Source organism: Streptomyces showdoensis, from assembly GCF_039535475.1.
Classification (GTDB): Bacteria; Actinomycetota; Actinomycetes; order Streptomycetales; family Streptomycetaceae; genus Streptomyces; species Streptomyces showdoensis.
The window spans coordinates 2,335,871-2,357,133 of sequence record NZ_BAAAXG010000026.1 but is presented as its reverse complement, the minus strand read 5'-3'; the positions used below and the strand labels follow the sequence as shown (position 1 = coordinate 2,357,133).

18 protein-coding genes are annotated in these 21,263 nt (G+C 73.2%); 7 read left to right on the top strand and 11 right to left on the bottom strand.

Annotated features, from left to right (window positions below; all coding sequences use genetic code 11):
- Positions 1-31 precede the first annotated feature (31 nt).
- The 5 genes from ABD981_RS23805 to ABD981_RS23785 all read left to right on the top strand — a co-directional run bounded on the left by ABD981_RS23805 (position 32) and on the right by ABD981_RS23785 (position 5,620).
- Positions 32-1,786 (top strand): dolichyl-phosphate-mannose--protein mannosyltransferase, encoded by a 1,755-nt coding sequence (locus ABD981_RS23805; RefSeq protein ID WP_046906937.1) that lies wholly within the window; start codon positions 32-34, stop codon positions 1,784-1,786.
- A gap of 115 nt (positions 1,787-1,901) precedes the next feature.
- Entirely contained in the window at positions 1,902-3,539 is a 1,638-nt protein-coding gene (locus ABD981_RS23800) for a penicillin-binding transpeptidase domain-containing protein (protein WP_046906936.1), read from the top strand.
- Between the two features lie 113 nt (positions 3,540-3,652).
- A complete protein-coding gene (locus ABD981_RS23795; RefSeq protein ID WP_046906935.1) occupies positions 3,653-4,141 on the top strand; it encodes a YbaK/EbsC family protein in 489 nt (162 codons plus the stop codon).
- Positions 4,138-4,989, top strand: a complete 852-nt coding sequence (locus ABD981_RS23790) for a DMT family transporter (RefSeq protein WP_046906934.1) — start codon at positions 4,138-4,140, stop codon at positions 4,987-4,989. Before ABD981_RS23795 ends, ABD981_RS23790 begins: the two co-directional genes overlap by 4 nt.
- 115 nt (positions 4,990-5,104) lie before the next feature.
- A complete protein-coding gene (locus tag ABD981_RS23785) occupies positions 5,105-5,620 on the top strand; it encodes an RICIN domain-containing protein (protein WP_165590918.1) in 516 nt (171 codons plus the stop codon).
- Here the strand turns inward: ABD981_RS23785 and ABD981_RS23780 are convergent.
- The 4 genes from ABD981_RS23780 to ABD981_RS23765 form a co-directional block, all read right to left on the bottom strand.
- A complete protein-coding gene (locus ABD981_RS23780; protein WP_123954346.1) occupies positions 5,617-6,780 on the bottom strand; it encodes a serine hydrolase domain-containing protein in 1,164 nt (387 codons plus the stop codon). The two genes, ABD981_RS23785 and ABD981_RS23780, sit on opposite strands and share 4 nt — an antisense overlap.
- 113 nt (positions 6,781-6,893) lie before the next feature.
- Complete coding sequence (locus ABD981_RS23775; RefSeq protein ID WP_123954345.1) at positions 6,894-7,658, bottom strand: energy-coupling factor ABC transporter ATP-binding protein; 765 nt, start codon at positions 7,656-7,658, stop codon at positions 6,894-6,896.
- Positions 7,646-8,407: a cobalt ECF transporter T component CbiQ gene (cbiQ, locus tag ABD981_RS23770; RefSeq protein ID WP_046906930.1), complete on the bottom strand. Its 762-nt coding sequence runs from the start codon at positions 8,405-8,407 to the stop codon at positions 7,646-7,648. Before cbiQ ends, ABD981_RS23775 begins: the two co-directional genes overlap by 13 nt.
- On the bottom strand, positions 8,407-9,486 hold the full coding sequence (locus ABD981_RS23765) for an energy-coupling factor ABC transporter permease (protein ID WP_046906989.1): 1,080 nt from the start codon (positions 9,484-9,486) through the stop codon (positions 8,407-8,409). Before ABD981_RS23765 ends, cbiQ begins: the two co-directional genes overlap by 1 nt.
- Before the next feature lie 144 nt (positions 9,487-9,630).
- Between ABD981_RS23765 and ABD981_RS23760 the strand changes: the two genes are divergently transcribed.
- Positions 9,631-9,993 carry an SsgA family sporulation/cell division regulator gene (locus tag ABD981_RS23760; protein ID WP_046906929.1) on the top strand — a complete coding sequence of 121 codons (363 nt, stop codon included), beginning with the start codon at positions 9,631-9,633 and terminating at the stop codon, positions 9,991-9,993.
- A gap of 138 nt (positions 9,994-10,131) precedes the next feature.
- On the opposite strand, the gene ABD981_RS23755 is transcribed toward ABD981_RS23760, so the two are convergent.
- Positions 10,132-12,312: an MMPL family transporter gene (locus ABD981_RS23755; protein WP_046906928.1), complete on the bottom strand. Its 2,181-nt coding sequence runs from the start codon at positions 12,310-12,312 to the stop codon at positions 10,132-10,134.
- 113 nt (positions 12,313-12,425) lie between these two features.
- Entirely contained in the window at positions 12,426-12,995 is a 570-nt protein-coding gene (locus ABD981_RS23750) for a TetR/AcrR family transcriptional regulator (protein ID WP_046906927.1), read from the bottom strand.
- A 185-nt stretch (positions 12,996-13,180) separates the two neighbouring features.
- Between ABD981_RS23750 and ABD981_RS23745 the strand changes: the two genes are divergently transcribed.
- On the top strand, positions 13,181-16,684 hold the full coding sequence (locus tag ABD981_RS23745; RefSeq protein ID WP_046906926.1) for a S41 family peptidase: 3,504 nt from the start codon (positions 13,181-13,183) through the stop codon (positions 16,682-16,684).
- Here the strand turns inward: ABD981_RS23745 and ABD981_RS23740 are convergent.
- The 5 genes from ABD981_RS23740 to ABD981_RS23720 form a co-directional block, all read right to left on the bottom strand.
- A complete protein-coding gene (locus tag ABD981_RS23740) occupies positions 16,627-17,175 on the bottom strand; it encodes a GNAT family N-acetyltransferase (protein ID WP_046906925.1) in 549 nt (182 codons plus the stop codon). The genes ABD981_RS23745 and ABD981_RS23740 overlap by 58 nt on opposite strands.
- Positions 17,176-17,291: 116 nt before the next feature.
- Positions 17,292-17,474 carry a hypothetical protein gene (locus ABD981_RS23735; RefSeq protein ID WP_046906924.1) on the bottom strand — a complete coding sequence of 61 codons (183 nt, stop codon included), beginning with the start codon at positions 17,472-17,474 and terminating at the stop codon, positions 17,292-17,294.
- Between the two features lie 166 nt (positions 17,475-17,640).
- Entirely contained in the window at positions 17,641-18,522 is an 882-nt protein-coding gene (locus ABD981_RS23730) for an SDR family oxidoreductase (RefSeq protein WP_046906923.1), read from the bottom strand.
- Entirely contained in the window at positions 18,519-19,421 is a 903-nt protein-coding gene (locus ABD981_RS23725; protein ID WP_046906922.1) for an alpha/beta fold hydrolase, read from the bottom strand. Before ABD981_RS23725 ends, ABD981_RS23730 begins: the two co-directional genes overlap by 4 nt.
- Complete coding sequence (locus ABD981_RS23720; RefSeq protein ID WP_046906921.1) at positions 19,418-20,941, bottom strand: flavin-containing monooxygenase; 1,524 nt, start codon at positions 20,939-20,941, stop codon at positions 19,418-19,420. Before ABD981_RS23720 ends, ABD981_RS23725 begins: the two co-directional genes overlap by 4 nt.
- Positions 20,942-21,263 lie beyond the last annotated feature (322 nt).

Sequence of the window (21,263 nt, the reverse complement as noted above, 5' to 3'; positions counted from 1 at the left end):
CGCGCACAGGCGCGTTCCCTACGATGGCGCGGTGACCAGTACCGCACCCGAGGCCCTGGAGGGTCAGCACCCCGTGGCACCCACCGTGGCAGAGCCCCCGTCGTGGCAGCGACGGCTGCGGCAGTTCGGCTACCGGCCGGACACCACGGGCGCCCTGTCCGTCGGCCTGCGGGAGCGGCTCGTACCGCCGTACACCCGCCCCTCGGAGCGGCTGTGGTCGCTGTTCCTGATCGGGCCGGCCGCCGCCGACCGGATCTGGCGCGCCGCCGCCTGGGCCGGGCCGCTGCTCGTCGCGCTGGTCGCGGGCGTGCTGCGGTTCTGGAACCTGGGCAAGCCGCACGCGGTGATATTCGACGAGACGTACTACGCCAAGGACTCCTGGGCCCTGATCAACCAGGGGTACGAGGGGGCGTGGCCGAAGGACATCGACAAGACGATCCTGAACGACCCCGGCGCGGTCCTCGTGCCGACCGACCCCGGGTACGTCGTGCACCCGCCGGTCGGCAAATGGGTCATCGGCGTCGGCGAGAAGCTGTTCGGCTTCGAGCCGTTCGGCTGGCGTTTCATGGTCGCGCTGCTCGGCACCCTGTCGGTGCTGATGCTGTGCCGGATCGGCCGGCGGCTGTTCCGCTCGACGTTCCTGGGCTGCCTGGCGGGCCTGCTGCTCACGGTGGACGGCCTGCACTTCGTGATGAGCCGCACCGCGCTGCTCGACCAGGTGCTGATGTTCTTCGTGCTGGCCGCCTTCGGCTGTCTGGTCGTCGACCGGGACCGGGCGCGGGCCCGGCTCGCGGCCGGGCTGCCCGAGGACGACCAGGGGATCCTGCGGCCGGACGCCTCGGTCGCCGAGACCCTGCGGCTCGGCTGGCGGCCGTGGCGGCTCGCGGCCGGCGTGATGCTCGGCCTGGCGGCCGGCACCAAGTGGAACGGCCTCTACATCATGGCCGCGTTCGGCCTGCTGACCGTCCTGTGGGACCTCGGCGCCCGCCGCACCGCCGGCGCCGTCCGCCCGTACGCGGCGGTCCTCAGGCGCGACCTGCTGCCGGCCTTCGTCTCCGTCGTCCCGGTGGCCATCGGCACCTACCTGCTGTCCTGGACCGGCTGGATCGTCACCGACAAGGGCTACTTCCGCAACTGGGCCGCCGAGCAGGACAAGCTGAACGGCGGCGGCGCCTGGGGCTGGCTGCCGGACTGGCTGCGCAGCCTGTGGCACTACGAGACCGAGGTCTACAAGTTCCACGTGGGGCTGAACTCGCCGCACACCTACGAGTCCAACCCGTGGAGCTGGATCGTCCTCGGCCGCCCGGTCTCCTACTTCTACGAGTCCCCCCTCCCCGGCCAGTCCGGCTGCCCCGCGAGCGCGAGCGACAAGTGCGCGCAGGAGGTGCTGGCCCTCGGCACGCCGCTGCTGTGGTGGGCGGCCTGCTTCGCGATCCTGTACGTGCTGTGGCGCTGGGCCTTCCGCCGCGACTGGCGCGCGGGCGCGATCGCCTGCGGCATCGCGGCCGGCTGGGCGCCGTGGTTCCTCTACCAGGAACGCACCATTTTCCTTTTCTACGCGGTGGTGTTCGTCCCGTTCCTGTGTCTCGCGGTGGCCATGATGATCGGGGCGATCGTGGGGCCCGCGGGTTCCTCGGAAAGGCGGCGCACTTTCGGTGCGGTCGCCGCGGGTGTGCTCGTTCTCCTCATCGTCTGGAATTTCATCTATTTCTGGCCCCTGTACACCGGGCAGGCGATTCCGATCCAGGGCTGGCGGAACCGGATGTGGCTCGACACCTGGGTCTGACGCCCCCGGGGTAGCGGGAAACAGACGTTCCGGTCGCTTTCCGGTAACGGCCGTGCCGGCTGTCACTCCCGCCCCCTAGGCTGCTGGGGCCAACCTGGGGGAGGGAGTCGCAGTCATGCGCAGTGGTGTGAAGGTCGCGGTCGTCGGCGGGGTCTTCGTCGTCGTGGCGAGCGGGGTCGGATACGGGGGCTACAACCTCTGGAACGGGATCACCGGAGGGTCCGACGGGGTCGGCACGCGGTCGGGCTCCGCGCCGAAGTCGGGGCCGGTCACGCCGGAGGAGGTGACGGCGACCGCGAAGGACTTCCTCGCGGCCTGGGCCGGCGGGGAGTCGGACCGGGCGGCGCAGCTGACCAACGACCCGGTCGGCTCGGGTCCGGCCCTGCTGGGCTTCCGCGAGGAGGCCAAGGTCTCCGCCGCGACGATCACCCCCGGGCCCGCGACGGGCGCGACGGTGCCGTTCACGGTGCAGGCGACCGTCACGTACCAGGGCGTGTCGAAGCCCTGGACGTACTCCTCGCGGCTCACCGTGGTCCGCGGGGCCACCACCGGGCGCCCCCTGGTCGCCTGGAAGCCTGCCGTCCTGCACCCGAAGCTGAACTCGGCGTCGGCGTCGATCCGCACCGGCGCGGCCAGGACGGCGGCGGTCGACGCCGTCGACGTCCGGGGCCGGGAGCTCACGGCCGAGAAGTACCCCTCGCTCGGCCCCGTCCTGGACCAGCTGCGCGCCCGGTACGGCGCCACGGTGGGCGGCAGGCCGGGCGTCGAGACCTTCGTCGACTCGGGCGTGGAGGGCGTGCCCGACACGACCCTGCTCACCCTGTCGAAGGGCGAGCCGGGGAAGCTGCGGACGACGATCGACGCGGACGTGCAGGCGGCGGCCGAGCGGGCGGTCAAGCGGCACGGCTCGGCGTCGGTGGTCGCGATCAAGCCCTCGACGGGCGCGATACGGGCGGTCGCCAACAACCCGGCGGCCGGCTTCAACACGGCGTTCTCCGGCACGAAGGCGCCCGGCTCCACCCTGAAGATCGTCACGGCGGCGCTGCTCCTGGAGAAGGGCCTGGTCACGGCGGACAGGCCGGCGGAGTGCCCGCCGACGGTCATGTACTACGGCCGGACGATCCGGAACCTGAACGGCTTCTCGATGGACGGCGCCCCCTTCGGGAAGAGCTTCGCCCGCTCCTGCAACACGGCCTTCATCAAGAAGATCGACGACGTCGGCGACGACGCCGCGCTGGGCAAGGAGGCCAGGGAGGTCTTCGGCATCGGCCTCGAATGGAAGACAGGCATCACCTCCTTCGACGGCTCCGTCCCCGCCGCGACCGGCGGCGAGGCCGCGGCCCAGTACATCGGCCAGGGCACGGTCCAGATGAACCCGCTGAACATCGCCTCGATCACGGCCACCGCGAAGGACGGCACCTTCCGGCAGCCGTACCTGGTCGCCCAGGACGTGGACGACCGGGTGTTCGCCACCGCCGAGCGGAAGCTCCCCGCCGCCGTGGCCCGGCAGCTGCGCGACATGATGCGGCTGACGGCGACGGCCGGCTACGGCACGGCGACCGGGGTGATGTCCTCGGTCGGCGGCGACAAGGGCGCGAAGACCGGCTCGGCGGAGGTCGACGGCCAGGACTCCTCGGACTCCTGGTTCACCGGCTTCGCGGACGACCTGGCGGCGGCGGCCCTGGTCGAGAACGGCGGGCACGGCGTCGACGCGGCCGGGCCGATCGTGGCGAGCGTCCTGCAGGCGGACTAGGCCGTGTCTTCCGGATCAGGCCGGATCAGCCCGCGGCGGGTCGCCCGCCCGGGCGGGCCCCGGCCGGTAACCCGGTCGCCTGCCCCGTACACGTACCGCTAGCGTGGCCGTCCATGACGACGTCACACGCCGATGCCCACCCCCAGTTCGCCGCCGCCCTGAAGGAGTTGGGACTCGACGTCGAGGTCCGGCGCTTCCCGGACGAGACGCGGACCGCGCAGCAGGCCGCCGAGGCCATCGGCTGCGCGGTCTCGGAGATCGTGAAGTCGCTGATCTTCTCCGCGGACGGGGTCCCCGTGCTGGTCCTCATGGACGGGGCCTCGCGGGTGGACCTGGAGCGGGTCCGCGAGGAGCTGGGCGCGACGGAGGTCACCCGCGCCGACGCCCGGACCGTCCGGGAGGCGACGGGCTACGCGATCGGCGGCGTCCCGCCCTTCGGGCACCGCACCCGCACCCGGGTGCTCGCCGACCGCGGGCTGCTCGGCCACGCGGTGGTGTGGGCCGCGGCCGGCACCCCGCACACCGTCTTCGCCCTGGCCCCCGAGGCCCTGATCGCGCACGCGGGCGGCACGCTGGCGGACGTCCGCGAGCGCACGGCGTGACCCCGCTCGTGGTCGCGGCCGTGCTGGTCGCGGCCGTGACGCACGCCAGCTGGAACGCGATAGCCGCCCGCATCACGGACCAGCTCCTGTCCTTCACCCTGATCTCCGGCGGCGGCGCCCTGATCGGCGCCGTCACCGCCTGCTTCGTCCCGCTCCCGGCGGCCGGGGCCTGGCCCTACCTGATCGCCTCGGCCGCGCTGCACGTGGCGTACTACGCGCTCCTGATGAAGTCCTTCGCGCTCGGCGACTTCGGCCAGATGTACCCGATCGCCCGCGGCACCGCGCCGCTCGTGGTGACCCTGCTCGCCGCGGTGTTCCTCGCCGAGATCCCGTCCGCCGAGCAGATCGCCGGCGTGGCGGTCGCCTGCGCGGGTCTCACCGGCCTCGCCCTGTGGGGCATCCGCGGCAAGGGCGCCCGCCCGGACTGGGCGGCCCTGCTGGCGGCGGGGGCGACGGGCCTGTCCATCGCCGCGTACACGGTCGTCGACGGCGTCGGCGTGCGCGCCTCGGAGACCCCGCTCGGCTACATCGCCTGGCTGATGGTCCTGGAGGGCCTCGTCATCCCCGCCTACGCCCTGTACCGCCGCCGCTCGGCCCTGGCAGCCGAACTGCGCCCGTACGCCGCCCGCGGCCTCCTCGGCGGGTTCCTCTCGGTCGGCGCCTACGCCCTGGTCCTGTGGGCCCAGACCAAGGCCCCGCTCGCCCCGATCGCGGCCCTGCGGGAGTCCTCCATCATCGTGGGCGCGGCGATCGGCGCGGTGCTGTTCAAGGAGCGCTTCGGCGGGCCGAGGATCGCGGCGGCGGGCCTGATGGTGGTGGGCATCGGACTGATGCTGTACGCGAGTTGAGCGGAATCTTCCCTCCGCATCCCAAACTCGACGACAAGACCGATATCGGCCGCCTATGTTCCTGATCAAGATCGCGTACGCCGTCGAGCGGCGTACGCCCACGGAGGGAGATCCCATGATCAGGTCGCGTGCCCTGGGCGCCGCCCTTGCCACCGCCACGCTGACGGCCACCGCGCTCGTCGGCTCCGCCTCCACCGCGTCCGCGGTGTACGTGGAGCCGCAGCCGGGCTTCCATCTGAAGAACGCCTACGGCGGCAAGTGCGTCGCCCTGCAGGGCAACGAGAACCACTCGATCCCGTTCGCCTGGGACTGCCTGGACTACGCCGACCAGTACTGGATATTCGACGAGACCAACGCCCCGACGCCGGGCGTCTTCCAGCTCAAGAACCTCAACAGCGGCAAGTGCCTGGTCGTGCAGGGCTTCGACAACGGCAAGGTCCCGATGCAGTTCGACTGCCTGAACTACGCGGACCAGTTCTGGCAGAAGGTGTCCACGGCCGACCCCGACGTCTTCAAGCTGAAGAACTTCAACAGCGGCAAGTGCCTGGCGCTGCAGGGCAACGAGATCGACCGCAACCCGTTCCAGTACGACTGCGAGGACTACGCCGACCAGGGCTGGTACATCCGCTAGAGCGCGGCGCGCACCGCCCGCACCAGGGCCTGCGCGCGCGGGTCGGCCGTGACCGTCTTGCGCATGCCGTTGGTGACGTAGCCGAAGGCGATCCCGGATTCGGGGTCGGCGAAGCCCAGCGAGCCGCCCCGGCCGGGGTGGCCGAAGGAGCTCGGGCCGAGCAGCGGTGAGGCCGGTCCGTGCAGCATGTGGCCGAGGCCGAAGCGGGTGCCGACCAGCAGGACCCGGTCGGCACCCGCCGACTCCTCGGTGCGGGCCAGCGCGAGGGTGGCCGGCGCGAACAGGCGCGGGCCGCCGTCGACCGGGCCGAGCGTCGACGCGTAGAAGCGGGCGAGCGCGCGGGCGGTGGCGACGCCCGCCGAGCCGGGCAGCTCGGCCGCCCGGTACACCGGGTCGTTCTCGTCGGGCGCGGGCTCGATCACCCCGAAGGCCCGCCGGGTCAGCGACTCCGGGTCCTTGTACGCCTCGGAGACCGCGCGCTTGGGGCGCAGCTTGAGCGCGCCGCTGTCGGCGGGCTCGAGCTCCTCGACCGGGCCCAGCCGGCCGACCCGGTGGGCCTCCGCGTCGGGCAGGCCTATCCACAGGTCCAGGCCGAGCGGGGCGGCGATCTCCTCGGCGACCCAGCGGCCGATCGTGCGGCCGGTGACCCGGTGGACCAGGCCGCCGAGCAGCCAGCTGAAGGTGTGGGCGTGGTAGCCGTGGGCCGTGCCCGGCTCCCAGACGGGGGCCTGGGCGGCGATCGCGGCGGAGGCCGTCGGCAGGTCGACGGCCTCGGCCAGGGTCAGCGGGCGGTCCAGCACGGGCACGCCGGCCCGGTGCGCGAGCAGCTGGCGCACGGTCACCCGGTCCTTGCCGGCCGCCTTGAACTCGGGCCAGTACGCGGCGACGGGAGCGTCCAGGTCGAGCTGCCCGCGCTGGTGGAGCAGGAGCGGGACCGCGGCGGCGACGCCCTTGGTGGCGGAGCGGACGACCTGCGCGGTGTCCACCGCCCAGGGGGCCTCCCCCCGGACGTCCCGCGTCCCCGCCCACAGGTCGACGACCTTGGTGCCGTCCCGGTAGACGGCGAGCGCCGCCCCGCGCTCGCCGCGCTGCTCGAAGTTGCGCAGGAACGCGTCCCGGACCGGTTCGAAACCGGCCTCCACGGTGCCCCGGACGTCCACTGACCCACGCTCCCTCTCGCCGTACGCGCCTTGCGTTCCCCCATGGTGCAACGCGACGGCCGGCGGGCCGATTCCGGGGGCCGGAGGCCGGGATCCGGGAGCCGGGGCCGGAGTCAGGCGACGGAGCTCGGCACGAAGCCGTACGGCAGTTCCAGCCGGTGCCGGGCCATGAGCTCCTCGTCGGAGAGGATGTCGAGGGTCCGCCCGTCGGCGGCGATCACGCCCTCGCTGAGGATCACCGAGCGCGGGCAGAGCTCCAGGGCGTACGGCAGGTCGTGGGTGACCATCAGGACGGTGACGTCCAGGGAGCGGAGCACGTCGGCGAGCTCCCGGCGCGAGGCCGGGTCCAGGTTGGAGGAGGGCTCGTCGAGGACGAGGATCTCCGGTTCCATGGCGAGCACGGTCGCCACGGCCACCCGGCGCCGCTGCCCGAAGGACAGGTGGTGCGGCGGCCGGTCGGCGAACTCGGCCATGCCGACCCGGTCCAGGGCCCGGTGGACGACCTCCTCCAGCTCCGCGCCCCGGACGCCCGCGGCCGCCGGGCCGAAGGCGACGTCCTCACGGACGGTCGGCATGAAGAGCTGGTCGTCGGGGTCCTGGAAGACGATGCCGACCCGGCGCCGGATCTCGGCGAGGTTCTTCTTGGCGACCGGCAGCCCGGCGACGGTGACGCCGCCCGCGCCGCCGGTGAGGATGCCGTTGAGGTGCAGGACGAGGGTGGTCTTGCCGGCGCCGTTGGGCCCGAGCAGGGCGACCCGCTCGCCGCGCCCGACGGTCAGGTCCACGCCGAACAGGGCCTGGTGGCCGTCGGGGTAGGCGTAGGCGAGGCCGTCGACCCGGAGGGAGGGGGGCGTGGTCACAGCGGTCATAGCGTCCATCCGAGGAGGCAGATCAGGAGTGCGGCGAGCGGGAGCGCGGCGGCCTGGCGCCACTGGGCTGCCGTGGCGGTGACCTCGTCGATGACCGGCATCGACCCGGTGTAGCCGCGGCTGACCATCGCCAGGTGGACCCGCTCCCCGCGCTCGTAGGAGCGGATGAAGAGCGCGCCGGCCGACTTGGCGAGGACGCCCCAGTGCCGGACGCCCCGGGCCTCGAAGCCGCGCGAGCGGCGGGCGACGGACATCCGGCGCATCTCGTCGGTGATCACGTCCCCGTAGCGGATCATGAAGGAGGCGATCTGGACGAGCAGCGGGGGCAGCTTCAGCCGCTGGAGGCCGAGCAGCAGGCCGCGCAGCTCGGTGGTGGAGGCGAGCAGCACGGAGGCGGCGACGCCGAGGGTGCCCTTGGCGAGCACGTTCCAGGCGCCCCACAGGCCGGGGACGGAGAGGGAGACGCCGAGGACGGTGGTCCGCTCGCCGGGGACCACGAAGGGCATGAGCACCGCGAAGGCCACGAACGGGATCTCGATGAGCAGCCGCTTCAGCAGGAAGCCGGCCGGCACCCGGGCCCGCGCGGCGACCACGCCGAGCAGCGCGGCGTAGCCGGCGAAGGCCCAGATCGCCTCGCGCGGGGTGGAGACCACCACGACGACGAAGCCGGAGACGGCCGCGAGCTTGGTGTGCGGAGGCAGCGCGTGGACCGGCGAGTCACCCCTCCGGTAGAGCTTGTGCGCGTGCCCCGCACCCATCAGGCGTCCGCGTTCGCGGTGGCGGCGGCGGTCGTGTGCCTGCGGCGGCGCACGACCCAGAAGGCGCCGGTGCCGACGGCGAGGGTCGCGCCCACGCCGATCACACCGGCGAGGCCGCCGGACAGGCGCGCGTCGGCGACGTCCTTGACGCCGTAGTCGGCGAGCGGGGAGTCGGCGGCCGCGTGCGGCTGGACCTTGCTGTCGATGCCCTTGTCGGCGGCGACCTTCTCCAGGCCGTCCGGGCTCGCGGAGGCGTAGAAGGAGACGAAGCCGGCGAGGACGAGGGCGGTGACCACACCGCCGATCCACAGCTTCTTCGGGGAGGGACCGGCGGTCGGCGCGGGGACGCCGACGGGCTCGGCGTCGATGAGCTCGCCGCCCACGCGCAGCTTGAGCGGCGCGGTCAGGCCGCGCGCGCCGTGCACGAGGTCGGGCCGGACGGCGATGACCGCGCCGACGGTGAGCATGGTGATGACGGCCTCGCCGATGCCGATGAGGACGTGGACGCCGACCATCGCGGTGAGGACCTTGCCGATCGGCACGTCGGTGGTGCCGCCGATCGCGTAGATCGCGGTGAAGGCGGTGGCCGCGGCCGGCACGGAGACCAGCGCGGCGACGAAGGAGGCGATCGTCACCGAGCGGCGGGTGCGCGGCAGGACGAGGACCAGGCCGCGGAAGAGCGCGTAGGACACGACGACGGTGACCACGCCCATGACGGTGATGTTCACGCCGAGCGCGGTGAGGCCGCCGTCGGCGAACAGGACGCCCTGCATGAGCAGGACGACGGCTATGCACAGGACGCCCGTGTAGGGGCCGACGAGGATCGCGGCGAGGGCGCCCCCGAGGAGGTGCCCGCTCGTCCCCGCGGCGACGGGGAAGTTGAGCATCTGCACGGCGAAGATGAAGGCCGCGACGAGACCGGCCAGCGGCGCGGTCCGCTCTCCCCCGTAGCCTCCGGCACGGGAGGTACCCCCGAGCTCCTTGCGGGCTCCGCGCAGGCTGACGGCGACGGCGCCGGCGGCGACGACACCGGCGGCGGCCGATACGGGGGCGTTGATGAATCCGTCAGGTACATGCACGTCCCGCATCATAGAGCGCTCCTGCGAAGTGCTTGCAAGAGCGCGGGGAACACAAAAGAGGTGGGCTCGCCCGGCGCATGCGCCGGTATATATGGGACATTGGATGACAAATGAGACGAGAGTAAGAGCGTGAGGAGTCGTTCGATGACGCGCACCACGCATGACCACGCCGTCGAGGACCAGGCCCGCGGGCGGCTCGTCACCGACGCCCCCCTCTCCCGCCGCATACCGGTCGCGCTCCGCTACGACGCCGACTTCACCCCCGCCACCGTGCGCTTCGTCTTCCCCGGCGACATCGAGTGGTCCTTCCCGCGCGCGCTCCTGGAGACCGGGCTGCGCGCCCCCGCCCGGCGCGGGGACATCGGGGTCTGGCCCTGCGGCCGGGTCCAGACGGTCGTCGAGTTCCACGGCGTGGACGGGGTGGCCGTGGTCCAGTTCGACACCACGGCCCTGATGCGCTTCCTCCGGCACACCTACGCCGCCACCGCGTCGGACTCGACGCGATGACGGCGCGGGGTCGCGTCGGCTCCCCGTCCCCACAGGTTCCGGCGCGGTCCGGGGCCCGCCGCCCGCTCAAGCGGCGGCCCCGGGGTTCATGAGGCCGTACGGCTCACGCGGTCGCGACGACCCGTACGGCACCCGGACTCAGGCGGAGACCAGCTCCTTCTCCCGGCCGCCGGGGTCCTGGGGACCCGCGTGGTCGCCGGCGGCCAGCGCCTCGCCCTCGACGTCCACGTTGGGCAGCACCCGGCCGAGCCACTTCGGCAGCCACCAGGCCTTGTGACCGAGGAGCGCGAGGACCGCCGGGACGATCGCCATGCGGACCACGAAGGCGTCGAAGAGAACGGCGACGGCCAGACCGAAACCGATCATCTTGATCATCTGGTCGTCCATGCCGATGAAGCCGGAGAAGACCGCGATCATGATCACCGCGGCGGCGGTGACCACGCGGGCGCTGTGCTTGAAGCCGGTCACGATCGCCTCGCCGGGGCGCGCCCCGTGGACGTACGCCTCGCGCATCCGGGTGACCAGGAAGACCTCGTAGTCCATGGCCAGGCCGAAGACCACGCCCACCATGAAGATCGGCATCATCGACATGATCGGGCCGGTCTGCTCGACCCCGAACAGGCTGCCGAGCCAGCCCCACTGGAAGACCGCGACGACCGCGCCGAGGGCGGCGACCACGGAGAGCAGGAAGCCGAGGGCCGCCTTCAGCGGGACCAGGACCGAGCGGAAGACCACCATCAGGAGCAGGAAGGCGAGTCCGACGACCAGCGCCAGGTAGGGCAGCAGCGCGTCGTTCATCTTCTGCGAGAAGTCGATGTTCATCGCCGTGGCGCCGGTGACCAGGACGTCGTCGCCGGTCGCGCCGCGGATGTCGTGCACCAGGCCCTCGGTGTCCACGGAGGACGGGCGGTCCTTCGGGATCACCGTGATCATCGCGGCGTCGCCGGCCTTGTTCGGGGTCGGCGGGGTGACCGCGACGACGCCTTCCAGGCCCTTGATGGTGTCCACGGTCTTGTCCGCGGTCGCCTTGCCTCCGTCGACGACGACCAGCAGCGGGCCGTTGAAGCCGGGGCCGAAGCCCTCGGAGAGCAGGTCGTAGGCGCGCCGCTCGGTGGCGGAGACGGGCTTGACGCCGTCGTCCGGCAGGCCCATCTCCAGGGAGGCGGCCGGCACGGCGATCGCGCCGAGGCCGAGGACGCCGACGAGCAGCACGAACACGGGGCGGCGGATGACGAAGCGGGCCCAGCGGGTGCCGCCGTTCGGCTTGTCCTGCTTCTCGGGGCCGGCCGCGGCGCCCTTGCGCTGCCTGCGGCCCACGACCTTGTCGCCGGCGAAGCCCAGCAGGGCCGGGATGAGGGTGAGCGCGATCAGTACGGCGATCACGACCGTGCCGGCGGCGGCGAAGCCCATCTTCGTCAGCATCGGGATGTTGACGACGGCCAGGCCGACCAGGGCGATGACCACGGTGAGGCCGGCGAAGACCACGGCGGAGCCGGCGGTGCCGACGGCGCGCCCGGCCGCCTCCTCCTTCTCACGGCCCTCGGCGAGCTCCGCGCGGTAGCGGGAGACGATGAAGAGGGCGTAGTCGATGCCGACCGCGAGGCCGATCATCATCGCGAGGGTCGAGGTGGTGGAGCCGAGGTCCAGGACGTTGGCCAGCGCGGTGATCGTCGAGACGCCGATGCCGACGCCGATGATCGCGGTGAGCAGCGGCAGTCCGGCGGCGACCAGCGAGCCGAAGGTGATGACGAGCACGATGCCCGCGATGACCACGCCGACGATCTCGCCGGCGCCGGTCTCCGGCATGCTCTGGAGCGCGTCGCCGCCGATCTCGACGGTCAGGCCCTGGCCCTGCGCGGAGTGCCCGGCCTCCTTGAGAGCGTCCCGGGTCTCCTCGGTCAGCTCCATCCCGCTGACCTTGTAGGCGACCGAGACGTAGGCGATCCGGCCGTCCTGCGAGACGGCCTGCGCGGTGTACGGGTCGGTGACCCGGGCGACCTGGTCGGAGCTCGCCTTCAGCGCGGCGACGGTCTCCTCGACCTTCGCCTTGTTGGCCGGGGTCTTCATGGTCTGGCCGGCCGGGGCCTCGAAGACCACCCGGGCGGTGGCGCCGTCGGCGCTGCCCCCGGGGAAGCGCTCTTCGAGCAGGTCGAAGGCGCGCTGGGCCTCGGTGCCGGGGATCGAGAAGGAACTGGAGGTCGCGGCGGGCGCGGTGGCGGCGCCGACGCCGGCGAGGGCGAGGAGCGCCACCCAGAGGAGGGCGACGAGCCGTCGGCGCCGGAAGGCGGAACGGCCGAGCTTGTAGAGGAACGTGGCCACGGGGGCGTACTCCCGGTATCGAGTGGGACAGGGCATGGGGAGCCGGCCCGACGGCGTGAGCGGTGCGCAACGTCAGGAGGTACGGGTACTGCGGGACTGAGGGGTCGGGGAGGTCAGGCGCCGAGTGAGGGGAGCACGACGGCGTTGACGTAGTCGGTGAGGAAGGCGGCGTCGACCGGCCGGTCGTCGATGAGCGGCCGGGCGATGAACGCGCCGATCAGCATGTGGGGCATGAGCTTCAGCGCCGGGTTGTCGGCGTCGACCTCGCCCCTCCGCACGGCCCGCTGGAGCATCTCGTCGAGGCTGTTCATCTCGGGTTCGACGAGCAGCTCGCGCATGGCCTGGAGCAGTTCGGGGTTGTTGTGGACGGCATGGGCCAGACCCCGCATCAGCGCGGCGTCCTTCTCCATCCGGCAGTCGTCGGTCCGCTCCAGCATCAGCGCGAAGTCACCGCGCAGACTGCCGGTGTCGATCTCGTCGATCCTGACCGGCTTGTCGTGGCGCAGGGCCATGGCGACGAGTTGCGGCTTGCTCCCCCACTGGCGGTAGAGGGTGGCCTTGCTGGACCGGGTGCGGGCGGCGACGGCGTCCATGGTGAGGGCGTCGTAGCCGACCTCGCGCAGCAGGTCGAGCACGGCCGCGTAGAGCTCGGCCTCCCTTTCGGGGGTGAGCCTGCTGGCCATGACCGGCCTCCTGTCCGACGGGGTTTCCTGGGTACGCGACCGAACGAAACGGTTTCGTACACCACGACGATACCCAGCCGCCTAGCGAAACGAAACCGTTTCGTACGTGTCCTGGGCCACACACCGGACCCCCTCGACCACACGTACGAGTTGCCGCACCCCCTTCCCGCGGAAAGCATGAGGAGGTGAGTGACGACCTCGCGTATCTCCGCTTCCCGCACCTCCACGACGAGCTGCTCTGCTTCGTGACCGAGGACGACCTCTGGGTCTCCCCCCTCGTGCCCGAGGGCCACCGCCCCGGGCGGGCCTGGCGGGTCACCGTCGACCGGACGCGGGTCGGGCACCCGCGCTTCTCCCCCGACGGGCGCCATCTCGCGTACACGAGCTGGCGCAGCCTCGACCCCGAGATCCACCTCGCGCCGGTCGACGGCGGCCCGGCCCGGCGGCTGACGTACTGGGGCTCGACCGACACCCGGGTCTGCGGCTGGTCGCCCCCCGACAAGGACGGCCGGTCCGACATCCTCGCCGTCTCCTCGCACGGGCAGCCGTTCTCGTACTACTCCTGGGCCTACACCGTCCCCACCGACGGCACCCCCGGCGGCCGGATGCCCTGGGGCCCGGTCTCCGACATCGCCGTCGCCGACCTGGACGAGCAGCGCCGCACCCTGCTGCTGACCGGCCGGCCGCCGCACGAGCCGGCCTCCTGGAAGCGCTACCGGGGCGGGGCCATGGGGCGGCTCTGGCTGCACGGCGAACGGCTCCTCGAAGAGCTCGGCGGGCAGCTCGACTCGCCCATGTTCGTCGCCGCGCCCGAGGCCGAGGGCGGCCACCGGATCGCCTTCCTCTCCGACCACGAGGGCATCGGCAACCTCTACTCCTGCCTGCCCGACGGCAGCGGCCTGCGCCGCCACACCGACCACGACGCGTTCTACGCCCGGCACGCCTCCAGCGACGGGCGCCGGGTCGTCTACCAGTGCGCCGGCGAACTGTGGATCGTCGACGACCTGAGCGCCGACGCGCGGCCGCGCCGCCTGGAGGTCCGGCTCGGCGGCCCCCGCACCGGCCGCCGGCCCTACCAGGTGCCCGCCGCGCACCACGTCGACGCCCTCTCCGTGGACGAGACCGGTCGGGCCAGCGCCGTCTCGGTGCGCGGCAGCCTCTACTGGCTGACCCACCGCGACGGCCCGGCCCGCACCATCGCCGACACCCCCGGCGTACGGGTCAGGCTGCCCGAGATGCTGGGCAGCGGCGGCCAGGTCGCGTACGTCACCGACGCGGAGGGCGAGGACGCGATCGAGATCGCCTACCTCCCGCGTGCCAGCGGCGACCGGGAGCCCCGCCGGCTCGCCGCGGGCCGGCTCGGCCGGGTCGAGGAGCTGGTCTCCGACCCCGACGGCGAACGCCTGGCCATCGCCTCCAACGACGGCCGCCTGCTGCTCCTGACGACGACGGAGCCGGACGACGACGATCGGGACGATCCGGACGCGGCGGGCACGGCAGGCACGGCGGGCACGGCGGGCACGGCGGGCGCCGAGACCGGCGGGGACGGCGAGACCGCGGCCGACGGCGAGGGCGGGGCGCCCGCGGCCCCCTCCGAGGCAAGGGGCACGGAAGCCGCCCCGGACGCCGCCGGCACCCCCGGCACTCCCGACGCCCCCGCCGACGGCCTCACCGAGCTGATCCGCTCCGTCAACGGCCCCGTCCGCGACCTCGCCTTCTCCCCCGACGGGGCCTGGCTCACCTGGTCCCACCCGGGCATCGGGCGTTCCCTGCGCTCCATCAAGATGGCCCGGATCTCCGGCCCCGGCTCCCCCACCGTCGTCGACGTCACCAACGGGCGCTTCGAGGACGAGAACCCGGTCTTCACCAGCGACGGGCGCTACCTCGCCTTCCTCTCCTGGCGGGGCTTCGACCCGGTGTACGACGTCCACACCGGCGACCTGTCCTTCCCGCTGGGCTGCCGCCCGTACCTCGTACCGCTCAACTCGGCGACCCCGTCGCCCTTCGCGCTGCTGCCCGACGGGCGGCCGGCGGCGGGCGGCATGGACCCCGCCGACGAGGAGGCGGGCACCGGCGACGGGACGGTGACCGTCGAGCTCGAAGGGCTCGCCGAGCGGGTCACGCCCTTCCCCGTCACCGCCTCCAAGTACTCCGCGCTGTACCCGGTGGCCGGCGGCGGCCTGGTCTGGCTGCGCTGGCCGATCTCCGGCGCGCTCGGCGAGACCTTCGCCAACCCCTCGGACCCCTCGCCCCGGCCCACCCTGGAGCACTACAACATCACCAAGGCCCGCAGGACCGAGCTCGTCACCCACCTCGACTGGTTCGCGGTCAGCGGCGACGCCTCACGGCTCGTCGTCGTCGACGAGGGCGAGCTGCGCGCCGTCCCCGCCAACGAGTCCGGCGACTCCGACTCCACCGTCTACCTGGACCTGCGGCGGATCGTGCACGAGGTGGACCCGGCGGCCGAGTGGCGGCAGGCCTTCGACGAGGCGGGCCGGATCATCCGCGCCTACTTCTGGGAGCCCGACCTGGGCGGGGTCGACTGGACGGCGGTGCTCGACCAGTACCGGCCGCTCGTCGAACGCTGCGCCTCCCCCGACGAGTTCGCCGACCTGCTCCGCGAGGTCTTCGGCGAACTCGGCACCTCCCACGCGTACGTCACCCCCGCCCGCCGCAACGAGGGCCCGCCGCACTACCAGCGCGCCCAGGGCCTGCTGGGGGCCAACTTCGTGCTCCGCGAGGACGGCTGGCTGGTCAAGCGGATCCTGCCCGGCGACTCCTCCGACTCCAAGGCCCGCTCCCCGCTCGCCGGCACCGGCATCCGCGAGGGCGCGGTCCTCACCCATGTCGACGGCCGCCCGGTCGACCCGGTGGCCGGCCCCTACCCGCTGCTGTCCGGCACCGGCGGCACCACCGTCGAGCTCACCTTCAGGCCCGCCGGCGCGGAGGGCCGCTCCCGCCGCGTCGCCGTCGTCCCGCTCGTCGACGAACGCCCGCTGCGCTACCAGGACTGGGTCGCCAAGCGGCGGGCGGTGGTCCGGGAGCTCAGCGGCGGCCGCTGCGGCTATCTGCACATCCCCGACATGGGCGGCTCCGGCTGGGCCCAGTTCAACCGCGACCTGCGCATGGAGGTCTCCCGGCCGGCCCTGATCGTCGACGTCCGGGGCAACGCCGGCGGCCACATCAGCGAGCTGGTGATAGAGAAGCTGACCCGGCGGATCCTGGGCTGGGACCTCACCCGCAACGCCCAGCCCGTCTCGTACGCCTCCAACGCGCCGCGCGGCCCCGTCGTCGCCCTCGCCGACGAGGCCACCTCCTCCGACGGCGACATGATCACCGCCGCGTTCAAGCTGCTCGGGCTCGGCCCGGTGGTCGGCCAGCGCACCTGGGGCGGCGTCGTCGGCATGACGGGCCGCCACCGGCTCGGCGACGGCACCCAGATCACCGTGCCGATGAACGCGGCCTGGTTCCCCGAGTACGGCTGGTCCATCGAGAACCACGGGGTGGAGCCGGACCTCACCGCCCTGCGCACCCCGCTCGACTGGGCCGAGGGGCGCTACGCCCAGCTCGACGACGCCGTGCACATCGCCCTCGCACTGCTCGACGAGACCCCCGCCGCGAGCCCCCCGGGCTACGAGGGGCTGCCGGACCACTCCCGGCCGAAGCTGCCGCCGAGGTCCAGCTCGTAGGCGATCCCCGGCTCGCCCGAAAGCCCCGGCTGCCCGCCGGGGCCGCCGGGCAGGGTCACGCTCCCGACCGCGCCGAAGCCGACCCGGGCCAGCACCGCCCGGGACGGCCCGTTGCCGAGGGTCGTTTCGGCGGTGAGCCGGCTCAGCCCGTACTCCTCGCGGGCCAGCCGGCACAGCTCGCGCACCCAGCGGGTCGCGAGCCCGCGCCCGGTGGCCTTCTCGGCGAGCCGGTAGCCGAGCTCGGCGCTGCCCCCGTCGAGGTCCACGAGGTTGAACCGGCCGAGGATCTCCCCGTCCTCCGCGACCAGCACGTGGAAGGCGATCCCCCCGCTCTCCTGCTCGTCGAGCAGCGCCCGGTGGCGGGCGTCGAAGCCGTCGAAGTACGCGTCGCCCCGGTCGGGCACGGAGGCGGCGAAGAAGGCCCTGTTCTCCCGCTCGAACGCGAGCAGGGCGGGCGCGTGGTCGGATCGCAGTCGTTCGAGTACGGGCATGGGCGCCACCGTACGGAAACCGGGGGGCGCGCGCCCCCGGTTATGGACCCCGCCCCGGCCGGAAACGCGCGAAGGCGCACCCGGCGTCCCGGGTGCGCCTTCCTCACAGGACGGCGTCAGGCGTCGTAGTCCCGGTCGAGGCGGTCCTCGGCCTCACGCTGGGCGTCGTCGAGCGACTCCTGCCCGCGCTCCTTGGCCCGCGCGGCGCGCTGGGACGCCTCGTCCTTCTTCGACGGCATGCTCTTGGCCTGGTCGGCGAGCTCCCGTGCCTTGTCCTGGAACTGGTCCTTGATGCCCATGAAGGTTCACTCCTAGAAGGGTGTGAGGGGACGGGGCGGGGTCGCCCCTTGGGCCTCGACCAGCGTGGCACGGCGGGTCACCCGTCGCACGTCGACCGGACACGCAGCGTCACATCACGACGTCACCGCGCCCCAGGGCGGACGTCACCGCACCGCACCCCCGGCGTCACACCCGTTCGCCGCGCTCCTGCTCGTCGGCCGCGCCGCCCGCGCCCACCAGCCCCTTGGAGACCTGGCCGAGCCGCGGCTCGAAGCGGCGCATCTCGCGCTGCCCCACGGAGGCGATGATCCCGGGGAGGTAGCCGCGGGTCGACTGCATCCCGCGCAGCCACCACTGGGCGTAGACGTGGGCCGAGCGGCGCTCGACGCCCGCGACGATCCGGTCCACGGCCGGGCCGAGCGGGTAGGTGCGGTTCGACGGCCAGGGCAGCCGCTGCCGCAGCTCCTTCATCACGTCGTCCTGGTCCGCGCCCCGCACCATGTCCGTGTCGGTCCAGGAGAGGTAGCCGACGCCGACCTTCACGCCCTTGTACGCGACCTCGGCCCGCAGGCTGTGCGCGAAGGCCTCCACCCCGGACTTGGAGGCGCAGTACGCGGTCATCATCGGGGCGGGGGTCATCGCCGCGAGCGAGGCGATCTGCAGGAAGTAGCCGCGCGACTCCATGAGGACCGGCAGGAAGGCCCGGGCGGTGACCGCGCCGCCGATCAGGTTGACCTCGATGACCCGCCGCCAGGCGACGGGGTCGGAGTCCACGAACGGACCGCCCGCCGCGACGCCCGCGTTGGCGACCACGATGTCGACCTTGCCGAACCGCTCCTTGACCTCGGCGGCGACCTTCGCCATGGCCTCGTGGTCGGTGACGTCCGCGTGCCACCAGTCGGCCTCGGTGTGCAGCCGGCCGGCGACCTCCTTCAGGAGCTCGGGCTCCAGGCCGACGAGGGCGATCTTCGCGCCGCGCGCGGAGAGCTTGCGGGCGAGGAGTTCGCCGACCCCGCGGGCCCCGCCGGTGACGACGGCGACCTGGCCCTCCAGACTGACCCTGCTCATGCCCCTGCCTCCTCGTTCTGCTTCGCGCCCAGGTAGGTGAGCGTCAGTTCGCGGATCTGCGCGGTGACGGCCTCCGGGGCCTCCACCGGCGTCATGTGGCCCATCCCGGTCAGCTCGACCAGGCCCGTGCAGTGCGGCAGGGCGGCCGCCATGGCGCGGGAGTGGACGGGCGGGGTGAGCCGGTCGGCGGTGCCGACGAGCACGGCCACGGGCAGCCGCAGCTCCCGCACCCCGGCCTCCAGATCGAGCCCGGCCAGCACGTGCGACCAGCCGACCCGGGCGCCGCGCGGGCAGGCGTGCACGATCCGGGCGCAGGCGTCGACCCGGTCGGGCGCCGAGCCCGGTCCCATCGTCGCGTACTTGAGGATCTTCTTCGAGACGGCGGTGACCGGCCCGAGCGGCGCCTTCGCGCCCAGCACCGAGACGGTCAGCCGGGTGCGCAGCCGGCCCGGCCGCAGCGGCAGGACCAGCGACTCGGCCGCGAGCCGGGAGGGCCCGGTCGAGCAGAGCAGCACCGCGGCGGCGTGCTGCCGCAGGCCGGGGCGGCCGGCCGCGGCCATGACCGTCATGCCGCCCATGGAGTGGCCGGCCACGACGGCCCGCTCGCCGGGCCCGAGGGTGGCGGCGAGCACGGCCTCCAGGTCGTCGGCGAGCGCGTCCGTCGTGTAGCCCTTGCCGCCCGGTACGGGGGCGGGGCTGCGCCCGTGGCCGCGCTGGTCGTAGGCGATGACCCGGTGGTCGGCGGAGAGGGCGCGGATCTGCGCGTCCCAGAAGCGGGTCGAGCAGGTCCAGCCGTGGGCGAGGACGACCGCGGGGGCGCCCTCGGGCCCGTACACCTCGACGTGGAGGGTGGAGCCGTCGGCGGAGAGCGCGGTCAGCTCGCGCGCGGCCGGGCTCACTTGGCCGTCTCCTTCCGGCGCGGGGCACGGCGGGCCGCGGCGGGCTTGGCGGCGGCGCGCAGCACCTCGTACTCGGACAGGTCGACCGTCCGGGTCTCGCGCCGGAACTCGCCGGTGGTGCCCGGCCACAGGGTGGTGTTGCGGCCGTTGGCGTCGAGGTACCAGCTCTCGCAACCGCCGGACTTCCAGACGGTCCGCTCCATCCGGGCCTGCACCCGGCGGTTCCAGGTGCCGACGGCGGAGGGCCGGGCGGCGAGCGCGGCCCGCCCGCCGAGCACGTTCAGCTGGCGCAGGTAGTCGGCCATGTAGTTCAGCTGGGACTCGATCATGAGGATCATGGAGGAGTTCCCGAGGCCGGTGTTGGGCCCGATGATCGTCATCCAGTTGGGGAAGCCGGCGACGGTGGCGCCGCGCAGCGACTCCATCCCGCCCTTCCAGTGGTCGGCGAGCGAGCGCCCCTCCTGGCCGACCACGCGGGGGGCGATCGGCATGTCGGTGACGTGGAAGCCGGTGCCGAAGACGATCACGTCGGCCTCGGTCTCGGTGCCGTCGGCGGCGACCAGGACGTTCCCCCGGACCTCCTTCAGCCCGGCGGCGACGACGTCGACGTTGGGCTGGGCGAGCGCCGGGTAGTACGTGTTCGACAGCAGGATCCGCTTGCAGCCGATGCGGTACGAGGGGGTCAGCTTGGCCCGCAGCACCGGGTCCTTGATCGCCTTGGCCATGTTGGCCTTGGCCAGCCGCTCGACCAGGCCCAGCTCGTTGGGGCGCTTGGTGAAGGCGCTGACCTGGAGCTCCCGGATGCCCCAGAGCAGCCCGCGGCGGGCGGCCGTGGTGAACGGCAGCTGCCGGTGCAGCCAGCGCTCGGGGGCGCTGATGGCGCGGTCCGCGCGGGGCATGACCCACGGGGGCGTGCGCTGGAAGAGGGTGAGCCGTCCGACCTCCGGCTGGATCGCCGGAACGATCTGGATGGCGGAGGCCCCGGTGCCGACCATGGCGACCCGCTTGCCGGTGAGGTCGTAGTCGTGGTCCCACTGCGCGGAGTGGAAGACCTTGCCGGTGAAGTCGGCGAGACCGGGGATGTCGGGGATCTTGGGGTCGGAGAGCGGCCCGGTGGCCGAGACGACGACGTCGGCGGAGAAGGAGCCGCGGCTCGTCTCGATCTCCCAGCGCAACTCGTCCTCGTCCCAGGCCATCCGCATGACCTCGTGCCCCAGCCGCAGGTGCGGCCGGATGCCGAAGGTGTCGGTGACGTGCTCCAGGTACGCGCGGATGTGGCGCTGGCCGGAGAAGGTGCGCGGCCAGTCGGGGTTGGGCGCGAAGGAGAAGGAGTAGAGGTGGGAGGGGACGTCACAGGCGCAGCCGGGATAGCTGTTGTCCCGCCAGGTGCCGCCCACGGAGTCGGCCCGCTCCAGGACGACGAAGTCGGTGATCCCCTCGCGGCGCAGCCGGACGGCGGCCCCGAGTCCGCCGAATCCCGATCCGATCACCGCCACCCGTACGTGCTCGTGCTTCGCCATGCCGCCTCCCGTGCGCCCGGCCAAGATTCCGCCAGCAATCACTGGCACAATCGGGACTGTAGAGCAGTGACATACCGAGCGGTAGGGGTACGGCCGGGGAAAGTTACCGGCGGTACAACATAGGCTGGCGAGCGTGGTGAGACGATCAGGAGAACCGGTGGGGACACAGGGCCCGGAGGAGCCGACGACGGCCGGGCCGCCGCCCGGCCCCGCGGACGCACACGGGACTCCTGCGGCCACGGAGAGCCCGGCCGGCACGGGCACCCCGGCCACCCCGGCCACCACGCAGCCCCCGGCGGCGGCCGCCGCGCGCGAGTACCGG